Raw genomic sequence first — 12,238 nt, forward strand, 5'->3', positions numbered from 1 at the left:
CCCCCCGCCCCCCCCCCCCCGGTACTCAGGCAATGCGAAGCATGCGCCTTACATATTAAGCTGACGCTTGTCGACGGCCAGCGCGGCTTCGCGCATGACTTCCGACATCGACGGGTGCGGGTGGCAGACGCGGCCGATATCCTCGCTGGCGGCCTTGAACTCCATCGCCACCACGGCTTCGGCGATCAGGTCCGAGGCGTTGGCGGCAACGATGTGCACGCCCAGGATCTCGTCGGTCTTGGCGTCGGCCAGCATCTTGACGAAGCCGTCGGCGTGGCCCATGCCCAGTGCACGGCCGTTGGCCATGAACGGGAACTGGCCGGCCTTGTACTCGCGGCCTTCGGCCTTGAGCTGGGCTTCGGTCTTGCCTACCCATGCGATTTCCGGGAAGGTGTAGATCACCCACGGAACGCAGTTGTAGTCGATATGCGGCTTCTGGCCGGCGATGCGCTCGGCCACGGCCACGCCTTCGTCCTCGGCCTTGTGCGCCAGCATCGGGCCGCGCACCACGTCGCCGATGGCCCACAGGCCCGGCACCTTGGTGGCGCAGTGGTCGTCCACCTCGATGAAGCCGCGCTGGTCCGCGGCCAGGCCGACGGCGTCCAGGCCCAGGTTGTCGGTATTGGGCACGCGGCCAACCGACACGATCAGGCGATCGACCTCCAGGGTCTGCGCCTTGCCGTCCTTGTCAGTGTACTTGACGGTCACGCCGTTCTTGCCGGTCGTCACTTCGTTGACGTTCACGCCGAGGCTGAACTTCAGGCCCTGCTTGGTCAGCTGCTTCTGCGCTTCCTTGGCCACGCCTTCGTCGGCGGCGCCCAGGAACGCGGGCAGCGCTTCCAGCACGGTCACATCGGAGCCCAGGCGGCGCCACACCGAGCCCAGTTCCAGGCCGATCACGCCGGCACCGATCACGCCCAGCTTCTTCGGCACTGCGGGGAACTTGAGCGCGCCCTCGTTATCGCTGACCAGGTCATTGTCGACCTTGATGCCCGGCAGGTGGCGAGCCTTCGAACCGGTGGCGATGATGACCTGCTTGGCGGTCACGACTTCACCGGCAACGTCGACCTGGAAGCCCTCGGCGCTCTTGCCGACGAACTTGCCGTAGCCCTTGAGCAGCGTCACCTTGTTCTTGCGGAACAGGAACTCGATACCCTTGGTCATCTTGCCAACGATGTCGTCCTTGCGCTTGAGCATCTTGGCCACGTCGACCTTGACGTCGCCCACGGTGATGCCGTGGTCGCCCAGGTGGTGCTGGACGTTCTCGAACTCCTCCGAGGAAGCCAGCAGCGCCTTGGAGGGGATGCAGCCCACGTTCAGACAGGTGCCGCCCAGGCGGGCTTCGCCCTTGGGATCGTCATACGGATTGCCTTCGCAGCAGGCCACGTTCAGGCCCAGCTGGCCGGCGCGGATGGCGGCGATGTAGCCGCCGGGGCCGGCGCCGATCACCAGCACGTCGAATTGTTTGCTCATGGAAATTCCTTTGTGGGCGCCGGCGACAGCTTGTGCCGGCGCGCCTTCATCACGGGGGAAGCGCGCCCCGCGCACGGCAGGCGTGCGCGGGGGGACCGTTAATTACAGGTCCAGCAGCAGGCGGGCCGGATCTTCCAGCGCGTCCTTCATGGCCACCAGGCCCAGCACGGCTTCACGGCCGTCGATGATGCGGTGGTCATAAGACATCGCCAGGTAGTTCATCGGGCGGATCACGATCTGGCCGTCTTCCACCACCGGGCGGTCCTTGGTGGCGTGCACGCCCAGGATGGCCGATTGCGGCGGGTTGATGATCGGGGTCGACAGCATCGAACCGAACACGCCGCCGTTGGAGATCGAGAAGGTACCGCCGGTCAGTTCTTCCAGCGACAGCTTGCCGTCACGGGCCTTGACGCCGAACTCGGCAATCTTCTTCTCGATGTCGGCCAGGCTCATCTGGTCGGCATTGCGCAGGATGGGCACCACCAGGCCACGCGGCGAACCCACGGCGATGCCGATGTCGAAGTAGCCGTGGTAGACAATGTCGTTGCCGTCGATCGAAGCATTGATCAGCGGGAACTTCTTCAGCGCGTGCACCGCGGCCTTGACGAAGAACGACATGAAGCCCAGCTTGACGCCGTGTTCCTTCTCGAAGCGGTCCTTGTACTTGTTGCGCAGGTCCATCACCGGCTTCATGTTCACTTCATTGAAGGTGGTGAGGATGGCGTTGGTCGATTGCGATTGCAGCAGGCGCTCGGCGATACGGGCGCGCAGACGGCTCATCGGCACGCGCTCTTCCGGGCGGTCGCCCAGCGCGGCAAAGTCAACCGGGGCCGAAACCTGCTGCAGCGCCGGCTTGGCGGCAGCCGGAGCCGGAGCAGCCTTGGCGGCCGGGGCAGCAGCAGCGGCCAGCGCGTCACCCTTGGTGATGCGGCCGTCCTTGCCGGTGCCTGCAACCTGGCCAGCCGACAGGCCGGCTTCTGCCATCAGCTTGGCAGCCGACGGCATCGCCACACCACCTGCGGCGGCCGGAGCGGCGACAGCAGCGGCAGGTGCCGGGGCAGCGGCGGCAGGTGCCGGAGCGGCAGCAGCCGGTGCGGCGGCGCCAGCGGTGGCTTCGGTGTCGATCTTGGCGATGATCTCATCGGCCACGACGGTGTCGCCGTCGTTCTTGACGATAATCGACAGGACACCAGCCGACGGGGCCGGCACTTCCAGCACGACCTTGTCGGTTTCGATCTCGATCAGGATTTCGTCCTGTGCAACAGCCTCGCCCGGCTTCTTCTTCCAGTTGAGCATGGTCGCTTCGGCGACCGATTCGGAGAGCTGCGGAACCTTGACGTCAACGATAGCCATGGTTGTGAATTCCTCGTGTTATGCGTGTTGTCTTTATGCTGGCTATGCCACGGCGGCCGTCTGCGCGCGCCGCCGTAGCTGCCGCTTGATTACTTGGTCAGAACAAAGCCCTTGAGCTTGGCGAAGGCAGCCTCCAGCAGCGCCTTCTGTTGCTCGTTGTGCTTTGCGTAGTAGCCCACTGCCGGCGAAGCCGAAGCGGGACGACCGGCATAACCGAGCTTCTGGCCATCCGTCATGTTTTCCATGATGTAGTGCTGCACGAAGAACCAGGCACCCTGGTTCTGCGGCTCGTCCTGGCACCACACGATTTCGGTGGCGTTCGGATACTTCTTGAGTTCTGCTGCCACAGCCTTGTGCGGGAACGGATACAGCTGTTCCAGGCGGATCACCGCCGTATCATTGGCCTCGCGTTCCTTGCGCGTGTTGACCAGGTCGTAGTAGACCTTGCCCGAGCACATGATGACGCGCTTGACCTTGCTGGCGTTGAGCTCTTCGTGGTCAGGGATGACCGTCTCGAAGTGGCCCTTGGCCAGGTCCGACAGCGGCGACACAGCGTCCTTGTTACGCAGCAGCGACTTCGGCGTCATGATCACCAGCGGCTTGCGGAACAGACGGATCATCTGTCGGCGCAGCAGGTGGAAGATCTGGGCCGGCGTGGTCGGCTGGCAGACCTGCATGTTGTGGTCCGCGCAAAGCTGCAGGAAGCGCTCGATACGGGCCGAGCTGTGTTCCGGGCCCTGGCCTTCGTAGCCGTGCGGCAGCATCAGCGTCAGGCCCGAGGCACGGCCCCACTTTACTTCACCCGACGAGATGAACTGGTCGATCACCACCTGGGCGCCGTTGACGAAGTCGCCGAACTGGGCTTCCCAGATCACCAGCGCGTTCGGTTCGGCGGCCGAGTAGCCGTATTCGAAGCCGAGCACGGCCTCTTCGGACAGCACCGAGTCGATCACCGTGAACGGTGCCTGGTTTTCCGACACGTTCTGCAGCGGCACGTAGCTGCCGGCATCCCAGCGCTCGCGGGCCTGGTCGTGCAGCACGGCGTGGCGGTGGGTGAAGGTGCCGCGGCCAGCGTCCTGGCCGGTGATACGCACCGGGTAGCCCGACGACACCAGCGAGGCGAAGGCCAGGTGCTCACCCATGCCCCAGTCCAGCGGCTGGTCGCCGCGGCCCATGTTGGCGCGGTCCTTGACGACCTTCTCCACCAGCGGGTGCAGCTTCAGGGTCTCAGGCGTGGTGGTGATGCGTTCGGCCAGGCGCTTGAGCTCGGTCACCGGCACGGCGGTGTCGGCGGCGTCGGTCCACTTGCGGTTCAGGAACGGCATCCAGTCCACGGCGAACTTGTTCTTGAAGTTCGACAGGACGGGGTCGGCGGTGTGCTTGCCGGCGTCCATCGCGGCGCGGTATGCCTTGACCTTCTCGTCGCCGAACTCGGCCGGGACCAGGTTCTGCGCGGCCAGCTTGTCAGCGTACAGCTTGCGCGTGCCGGGGTGCTGGGCGATCTTCTTGTACATCAGCGGCTGCGTGACCGCCGGGGTGTCCTGCTCGTTGTGGCCCAGCTTGCGGAAGCAGATGATGTCGACCACGACATCCTTCTTGAACTCCATGCGGAAGTCCACGGCCAGCTGCATGGCGTACACCACGGCTTCGGGATCGTCGCCGTTCACGTGCAGCACCGGGGCCTCGATCATCTTGACCACGTCCGTGCAGTACAGCGTCGAACGCGCGTCGCGCGGGTCGGAGGTAGTGAAGCCGATCTGGTTGTTGATGACGATGTGCATCGAGCCGCCCGTGCCGTAGCCGCGGGTCTGCGCGAGGTTCAGCGTCTCCATCACCACGCCCTGGCCGGCAAAGGCCGCATCGCCGTGCACCTGCACCGGCAGCACTTCCTTGTGGCCGACTTCGCCGCGGCGTTCCTGGCGGGCCTTGGCCGAGCCTTCGACCACCGGGTTGACGATTTCCAGGTGCGACGGATTGAACGCCAGCGACAGGTGGACCGGGCCGCCTTCGGTCGAGACATCGCTCGAGAAGCCCTTGTGGTACTTGACGTCACCGGCCGGCAGGTCGTCGACGTGCTTGCCTTCGAATTCGGCGAACAGGTCGGCGGGCATCTTGCCCAGGGTGTTGACCAGCACGTTCAGGCGGCCACGGTGGGCCATGCCGATCACGATTTCCTGCACGCCCTTGCTGCCGGCGTGCTGGATCAGCTCGTCCATGGCGGCGATGAAGCTTTCGCCGCCTTCCAGCGAGAAGCGCTTCTGGCCGACGTACTTGGTGTGCAGGAAGCGCTCCAGGCCTTCAGCCGCGGTCAGGCGGTCCAGGATGTGCTTCTTCTTTTCCAGCGTGAACACGGGCTTGGAACGCGTGGTTTCCAGGCGCTCCTGCCACCAGCGCTTCTGCGCCTGGTCGCTCACGTACATGAATTCGAAACCGATGGTGCCGCAGTAGGTTTCGCGCAGGTTGTTGAGCAGCTCGCGCAGGCTCATCGACTCCTTGCCAAAGTAGGTATTGCTGGCATTGAAGACGATGTCGAGGTCTGCTTCGGAGAAACCGTAGAACGCCGGGTCCAGATCCGGCAGGGGCGGACGCTCCTGGCGCTTGAGCGGATCCAGGTCGGCCCAGTGCGAACCGATGTTGCGGTAGGCGGCGATCAGCTGGGTAGCAGCGACGCGCTTGCGGCCCATGTCGGAATCGGCCGAGGCAACGATGGTCCTGATGGGGCCTTGCTTGGCGCGCTCGGCGAACGAGGCAACGATGGGGGCGTGGGGGATATCCCGGCCGTTCGAGCCGTCGACCGCAGGAACGTTCTGCATGGCGTCGAAATACGCGCGCCAATTGTCGGGAACCGAGGCGGGGTTCTGGAGGTAGGCCTCGTACAGTTCTTCGACATACGGGGCGTTACCGCCGAAGAGGTACGAGTTGCTCTGATACTGCTGCATCATGGGACGCTCACTATTCTCCGGGAATGCCGGAGTTCAGCGGGTTATTCAACCTTCCGCGACACGGCTTGACCGGTTAGCGGATCGCAAACAACTCTTGGGAGCCCAACTGAGGCGCCTACACAAACGGCACCGCTTGGGTGCCGCGTGTGATGGCTTCCTCACAAGGCCCGAAAGGGCAAGTTGTGCGGGGAAGGACCTAAAGTCTTCACGGCGTTAAGAATAGCATGAATTGCCTTTGATCAATGTGGACTTTTCGCGATACGAAACACCTACCCACGACAATTCGGTTCGCAATCAGCGAACTAGCAACACCCGCACAACAATTTGAATCAAGGCGCGATCTGGTCGACGGCGTCTGTGATCAGCCCGTCCAGGCCCCAGGCCAGCAACTGCGCCGCCCGCGCCGGATCGTTCACGGTATAGCAGAGGACCCGGAAACCGGCCGCGTGCGCGGCGGCGATCACGCCGGCATCCAGTTCGCGGTGGTTGGCATCCAGCGCCACGCAGCCCAGCCGGCGCAGCCGCTCCAGCCAGTCCGCGGGCAGCTGGTCGAGCAGCAGCGCGCGCGGCAGGTCCGGCGCGACGCGCGCCGCGGCGGCCAGCGCCTCTTCAGAAAACGATGACAGCAACGGCGGCACCGCGGCAGCCGCCCACAGCGACTGCGCGTCCAGCGCCACTGCCGCACCGGTGCGCGCCTCGGTGCCGGGCACTGGCTTGATCTCGATATTGACCATCAAGCCGTTGGCCTGGGTATAGCGTGCGATGGCCGCCAGCGTCGGCACGGGCTCGCCGGCGAAGGCGGGGCTGTGCCACGTGCCGGCGTCCAGCTGCGCGAGTTCGCCCAGTGTCAGCGCATCCACCCTGCCCTGGCCGCTGGTGGTGCGGTCCAGCGTGGCGTCGTGCATCAGCACCGGCTTGCCGTCGGCCGACAGCTTCACGTCGAACTCGAACATCCGGTAGCCAAAGCCGGCGCCGTGGCGAAACGCTGCCAGCGTGTTCTCCGGCGCCAGCTTGCCGGCGCCGCGGTGCGCGATATGGCTCGGGTACCGCCAGGCAGTGTCGGTTACGCTGGTCATGTCAGGCCTCGATGCGCTTGCCCGTATCGGGCGCAAAGAAATGCAGGTGCTCCGCCGACGACGTCACCGGCAGGCGGTCGCCGGCGCGCACGTGCGCATGGCTGTCCAGGCGCACCACCACCGCCTGTCCGCCAAGCGAGCCATAGGCAAAGGAATCCGCGCCGAGGGCCTCGACCACGCGCACATCGACTTCGGCGATGGCCTCATGCGCGGCGCACGGCTCGATATGCTCCGGGCGCAGCCCCAGCAGTGCCTGCTCCGGCAGGTGCAGCCCCATCGGCAGGTGCCCCAGCGTGGCGTTGGCGGCCACGCCTTCCTTCGCCACCACGCGCATCTGCGCGCCAGTGTCGCCGCCGGCGTTGCGCGCCACCGGGATCAGGTTCATCGGCGGCGAGCCGATAAAGCCGGCCACGAAGGTGCTGGCCGGACGCGAATAGACTTCCAGCGGCGTGCCGATCTGCTCGACGCGTCCGGCGTTGAGCACCATCATGCGGTCGGCCAGCGTCATCGCCTCGACCTGGTCGTGCGTGACGTACAGGCTGGTGGTGCCCAGGCGCCGGTGCAGCTCCTTCAGTTCCAGCCGCATCTGCACGCGCAGCTTGGCGTCCAGGTTGGACAGCGGCTCGTCGAACAGGAACACCGCCGGCTCACGCACGATGGCGCGGCCCATGGCCACGCGCTGGCGCTGTCCGCCCGATAGCTGGCGCGGCTTGCGGTCCAGCAGCGGCGCCAGCTCCAGGATGCCGGCGGCATGGTTCACCCGCTGCGCGATCTCGGCCTTGGCCATGCCGCGGATCTTCAGGCCGTAGGCCATGTTGTCGTACACGCTCATATGCGGATAGAGCGCGTAGTTCTGGAACACCATGGCGATGTCCCGCTCGGCCGGCTCCAGGTTATTCACGACCTTGTCGCCGATATGGATTTCGCCGCCGGTGATGGTTTCCAGCCCCGCCACCATGCGCAGCAGCGTGGACTTGCCGCAGCCCGAGGGGCCGACGATGACGATGAATTCGCCGTCGGCGATCTCCATGTCGATGCCGTGCACCACCTGGACGCTGCCGGCGTAGGTTTTCTGAACGTTGCGTAGCGACAGTTTTGCCATTGCTGTTGTCCTGCGCGTGGCTCGTGGCCACCGCGCCTTATTTTTCCGTTTCGACCAGGCCCTTGACGAACCACTTCTGCATCAGCACCACCACCACCGCCGGCGGGATCATCGCCAGCATCACGGTGGCCATCACCAGGTTCCAGTCGGTGGCCGCGTCACCCGAGCGCGAGATCATCTGCGTCACGCCCACCACCACCGGCGTCATCGACTTCTGCGTGGTGATCAGCAGCGGCCACAGGTACTGGTTCCAGCCGTAGATAAACTGGATCACGAAGAGCGCGGCGATGCTGGTGCGCGACAGCGGCAGCACCACGTCCCAGAAGAATCGCAGCGGCCCGGCGCCGTCGATGCGCGCGGCCTCGGCCAGCTCGTCCGGAATGGTCAGGAAGAACTGGCGGAACAGGAAGGTGGCGGTGGCCGACGCGATGATCGGGACGGTCAGGCCAAAGTAACTGTCCAGCATGCCGAGGTCCGACACCACCTTGTAGGTCGGCAGGATGCGCACCTCCACCGGCAGCATCAGCGTGATGAAGATCAGCCAGAAGAAGGTCTTGCGCAGCGGGAACTTGAAATAGACGATGGCAAAGGCCGAGATGATCGAGATCGCGATCTTGCCCAGCGCAATGCCCAGCGCCATGATCAGGCTGTTCTTCATCATGGTCGAGACAGGCGATGCGGCCTCGCCCACGCCCTGGAACAGCACGGTGCGATAGTTCTCGATCAGGTGGCTGCCTGGGATCAGCGTCATCGGCGCGTCCAGCACCTCTTCGGCGGTCAGCGTGGACGCAACGAAGGTCAGGTACACCGGGAACACCACGATCACGATGCCCAGGATCAGCACCGCATGGCTCAGGAAATCAAGGAAGGGGCGACGTTCTACCATGTGCTGTCTCCGTCAGTACTGGACCTTGCGTTCAACATAGCGGAACTGCACCACGGTCAGCGCGATCACGATCACCATCAGCACCACCGACTGCGCGGCCGAGCCCCCGATGTCCATGCCGCGGAAGCCGTCATGGAAGACCTTGTAGACCAGTGTGTTGGTCGAATTGAACGGGCCGCCGTGGGTGACCGCGTCGATGATCGCGAAGGTATCGAAGAACGCGTAGACCACGTTGATCACCATCAGGAAGAAGGTGGTCGGCGACAGCAGCGGGAACATGATCGACCAGAAGCGGCGCCATGGGCCGGCGCCGTCGATGGCGGCGGCCTCGATCAGCGAGCGCGGGATGCTCTGCAGACCCGCCAGGAAGAACAGGAAGTTGTAGCTGATCTGCTTCCAGGCGGCGGCCAGCACCACCAGCAGCAATGCCTGGTCGCCATTGAGCAGGAAGTTCCATTCCACGCCGAGCTTGCGCAGCGCATAGGACACCACGCCCAGCGTCGGGTTGAACATGAACATCCACAGCACGCCGGCCACGGCCGGCGCCACCGCATACGGCCAGATCAGCAACGTCTTGTAGCCGACGGCGCCGCGGATGATGCGGTCGGCAAAATAGGCCAGCAGCAGCGCGGTAGTCAGGCCCACCACGGTCACGCCCACGGCAAAGATGGCGGTGGTCTGGAACGACTCCACGTACAGCGGGTCGTTCCACAGCATGCGGAAGTTGTCGAGGCCGACGAACTCAAGGTTGATGCCGAAGGCATCCTGCTGCAGCATCGACTGGTACAGCGCCTGCCCGGCGGGCAGGAAGAAGAAGATCAGCGTGATCGCGATCTGCGGCAACACCAGCAGATACGGCAGCCACGGCGAACGGAAAACGACGCGTTTTTCCATGAACGGATTCCGGCGAATGCTGCGGGTCGCGGCATCGGACTAGGTACGGAGTTGGGAGGGCCCCGATCGGTGAGACAGGGCCGTCCACAATGCAATCGGGCGGAGGTTTCGCCACCGCCCGATTGTCACATCAGCTTGCTGGCTATGCCGGCTTACTCGCGGGCAGTCTTCTGGAAGCGCTCCAGCAGATCATTGCCGCGGGCCACGGCCGAGTCCAGCGCCGCCTTGGGCTCCTTCTTGCCGGCCCAGACGGCTTCCAGTTCCTCGTCCACCACGGTGCGGATCTGCACCATGTTGCCCAGGCGCACGCCGCGCGACTTGTCGGTGGTCTTGACCACCATCTGCTGCACCGACACATCGGCACCCGGGTTCTTGTCGTAGTAGCCCGATTTCTTCGTCATCTCGTAGGCGGCCATCGTCACCGGCAGGTAGCCGGTGGCCTGGTGCCAGTCAGACTGGATCTCGGGGCGCGACAGGAAATTGAAGAACTTGGCCACGCCCTTGTACTCGTCGGGCTTCTTGCCGCCCATCACCCACAGCGAAGCGCCGCCGATGATGGTGTTCTGCGGAGCACCCTGCACCTCCGGGTAATACGGCAGCTGTGCCACCGCGAACGCGAACTTGGCATTCTTGCGGATATTGGCCAGCGATGCCGACGAGCCGGTGAACATCGCGCACTCGCCGTTGTAGAACTTGGCCTGCGACTCAGCCTTGCGCCCGCCGTAGCTGAAATAGCCCTTCTTCACCATGTCCTGCAGGTTGGTGATGTGCTTGACGTGCAGCGGGCTGTTGAAGAGCAGGCGCGTGTCGGTGCCGCCGAAGCCATTGTTCTTGGTCGCATACAGCGTGTTGTGCCAGGCCGAGAAGCTCTCCAGGTGGACCCAGCCCTGCCAGTCGGTGGTGTAGGCGCAGTTGGTGCCCGAGGCCTTGAGCTTGGCCGAGTACTGCATCACCTCGGGCCAGGTCTTGGGCGGCTTTTCCGGATCCAGGCCGGCCTTCTTGAAGGCGTCCTTGTTGTAGTAGAACACCGTGGTCGAGCTGTTGAACGGGAACGACAGCATCTCGCCCTTGGACGAGGTGTAGTAGCCCGCCACCGCCGGGATATAGGCCTTCTGGTCGAACTTCTCGCCGGCGTCCTTCATCACCGCCGATACCGGCTTGATCGCGCCCTTGGCGCTCATCATGGTGGCGGTGCCCACTTCAAACACCTGCAGGATGGCGGGCGAGCCACCGGCGCGGAAGGCCGCAATGCCCGCAGCCATGGTTTCGTCGTAGTTGCCCTTGTTGACCGGCACCACCTTGTATTCGGACTGGCTGGCGTTGAACTTGTTGGCGATCTCGTTCACCTTGTCGTTCAGGGCGCCCTGCATGGCGTGCCACCACTGGATTTCAACGGCGGCGTGGGCGCTGCCGGCCCCGGTCAGGGCTGCCAGCGCTGCGAGTTTGAGCACGGTACGGGATAAGGACATCGGTGGCTCTCCTTTGGTCTGTCTGTTCCGGTCGGTCGAAAATCCGACAGTATGTGATTTTTTTGTGACAGCGGCATGTTACGCCTGTCGCACCTGAGCTAGCAAATCAGCAGATTCACCAGTATGGCCAGTACGATGCCTTTTGCAGTGCAATAAGGGAAATTGCCGCCAGATCCGCGGTTACAATGGCCCGCCATGCAATCCCTGAACAAGCTCTCTAATTCCGTGCTGCAGCGCGTGCGCGGCGTGCTGACCGACATCGACGGCACCCTGACCACCGACGGGCGGCTGCCGGCCTCGACCTACCTGGCGCTCGACGGGCTGCGCCGCGCGGGCCTGCACGTGATCCCGGTCACCGGGCGCTGCATCGCCTGGGCCGAGATCCTGACCCGGCTGTGGCCGGTCGACGCCATCATCGGCGAGAACGGTGCGTTCTACTCGCACTTGCACAACGGCCGCCTGCAGACCCGCTTCCTGGACGATGCCGCCACGCGCGCGCGCAACCTGGAGCGCATCGAAGCGCTGGGCCAGCGCATCGTGCGCGAAGTGCCGGGCTGCGCGCTGGCCTCGGACCAGGCCTGGCATGCCGCCGACCTGGCCATCGACCATGCCGAGGACGTCGCGCCGTTGCCTGCAGACGCCGTGGCCCGCATCGCCGCCATCATGCGCGAGGCCGGCATGACCGCCACGGTCAGCTCGATCCATGTCAACGGCTGGTTCGGCCTGCACGACAAGCTGTCGATGAGCAGGCTGTGCGTGGCCGAACTGCTGGGCGAAGACGTGGACGCGCGCCGCGACGAATGGCTGTTTATCGGCGATTCGGCCAACGATGCCAGCATGTTCGCCCACTTTCCGCTGTCGGTTGGCGTGGCCAATGTGCGCGACATCCTGCCGCAGCTGCCGGTGCCGCCGGCCTATATCACCGCAGCGGCCGGTGGCGAGGGCTTTGCCGAGATGGCGCAGCGGCTGGTCGAAGCGCGCGGCTGAATACCTCACGCAAAACAAGAAAACCGGCCGGGAAAGTCCCGGCCGGTTTTTCTTGT

General features: G+C 64.6%; 9 protein-coding genes. 1 reads left to right on the plus strand and 8 read right to left on the minus strand.

Features of this window, described 5'->3' with window-relative positions:
- Positions 1-48: 48 nt before the first annotated feature.
- The 8 genes from lpdA to ugpB form a co-directional block, all read right to left on the minus strand.
- A complete protein-coding gene (lpdA, locus tag AC3WRI_RS15115) occupies positions 49-1,473 on the minus strand; it encodes a dihydrolipoyl dehydrogenase (protein ID WP_010809466.1) in 1,425 nt (474 codons plus the stop codon).
- Positions 1,474-1,575: 102 nt separating this feature from the next.
- Positions 1,576-2,826, minus strand: coding sequence for a 2-oxoglutarate dehydrogenase complex dihydrolipoyllysine-residue succinyltransferase (gene odhB, locus AC3WRI_RS15120; RefSeq protein ID WP_010809465.1), 1,251 nt, complete (start codon positions 2,824-2,826; stop codon positions 1,576-1,578).
- An 89-nt stretch (positions 2,827-2,915) separates the two neighbouring features.
- Positions 2,916-5,768 carry a 2-oxoglutarate dehydrogenase E1 component gene (locus AC3WRI_RS15125; RefSeq protein ID WP_010809464.1) on the minus strand — a complete coding sequence of 951 codons (2,853 nt, stop codon included), beginning with the start codon at positions 5,766-5,768 and terminating at the stop codon, positions 2,916-2,918.
- A 329-nt stretch (positions 5,769-6,097) separates the two neighbouring features.
- On the minus strand, positions 6,098-6,844 hold the full coding sequence (gene ugpQ / locus AC3WRI_RS15130) for a glycerophosphodiester phosphodiesterase (RefSeq protein WP_010809463.1): 747 nt from the start codon (positions 6,842-6,844) through the stop codon (positions 6,098-6,100).
- A gap of 1 nt (position 6,845) precedes the next feature.
- Positions 6,846-7,946, minus strand: coding sequence for a sn-glycerol-3-phosphate import ATP-binding protein UgpC (locus AC3WRI_RS15135; protein WP_492293487.1), 1,101 nt, complete (start codon positions 7,944-7,946; stop codon positions 6,846-6,848).
- Positions 7,947-7,983: 37 nt separating this feature from the next.
- Positions 7,984-8,832: a sn-glycerol-3-phosphate ABC transporter permease UgpE gene (gene ugpE / locus AC3WRI_RS15140; RefSeq protein ID WP_010809461.1), complete on the minus strand. Its 849-nt coding sequence runs from the start codon at positions 8,830-8,832 to the stop codon at positions 7,984-7,986.
- Between the two features lie 12 nt (positions 8,833-8,844).
- Positions 8,845-9,726, minus strand: coding sequence for a sn-glycerol-3-phosphate ABC transporter permease UgpA (ugpA, locus tag AC3WRI_RS15145; protein ID WP_010809460.1), 882 nt, complete (start codon positions 9,724-9,726; stop codon positions 8,845-8,847).
- Between the two features lie 152 nt (positions 9,727-9,878).
- Complete coding sequence (gene ugpB / locus AC3WRI_RS15150) at positions 9,879-11,195, minus strand: sn-glycerol-3-phosphate ABC transporter substrate-binding protein UgpB (protein WP_010809459.1); 1,317 nt, start codon at positions 11,193-11,195, stop codon at positions 9,879-9,881.
- A 195-nt stretch (positions 11,196-11,390) separates the two neighbouring features.
- On the opposite strand from ugpB, the gene AC3WRI_RS15155 reads away from it, so the two are divergent.
- A complete protein-coding gene (locus AC3WRI_RS15155) occupies positions 11,391-12,182 on the plus strand; it encodes an HAD-IIB family hydrolase (RefSeq protein WP_011615611.1) in 792 nt (263 codons plus the stop codon).
- Positions 12,183-12,238: the final 56 nt, after the last annotated feature.

The organism is Cupriavidus sp. FW305-27, from assembly GCF_058787995.1.

Bases quoted from the DNA above. Each gene is read 5' to 3' on its own strand.
- lpdA (WP_010809466.1), bottom strand. From the start codon at position 1,473: ATGAGCAAACAATTCGACGTGCTGGTGATCGGCGCCGGCCCCGGCGGC.
- odhB (WP_010809465.1), bottom strand. From the start codon at position 2,826: ATGGCTATCGTTGACGTCAAGGTTCCGCAGCTCTCCGAATCGGTCGCC.
- AC3WRI_RS15125 (WP_010809464.1), bottom strand. From the start codon at position 5,768: ATGATGCAGCAGTATCAGAGCAACTCGTACCTCTTCGGCGGTAACGCC.
- ugpQ (WP_010809463.1), bottom strand. From the start codon at position 6,844: ATGACCAGCGTAACCGACACTGCCTGGCGGTACCCGAGCCATATCGCG.
- AC3WRI_RS15135 (WP_492293487.1), bottom strand. From the start codon at position 7,946: ATGGCAAAACTGTCGCTACGCAACGTTCAGAAAACCTACGCCGGCAGC.
- ugpE (WP_010809461.1), bottom strand. From the start codon at position 8,832: ATGGTAGAACGTCGCCCCTTCCTTGATTTCCTGAGCCATGCGGTGCTG.
- ugpA (WP_010809460.1), bottom strand. From the start codon at position 9,726: ATGGAAAAACGCGTCGTTTTCCGTTCGCCGTGGCTGCCGTATCTGCTG.
- ugpB (WP_010809459.1), bottom strand. From the start codon at position 11,195: ATGTCCTTATCCCGTACCGTGCTCAAACTCGCAGCGCTGGCAGCCCTG.
- AC3WRI_RS15155 (WP_011615611.1), top strand. From the start codon at position 11,391: ATGCAATCCCTGAACAAGCTCTCTAATTCCGTGCTGCAGCGCGTGCGC.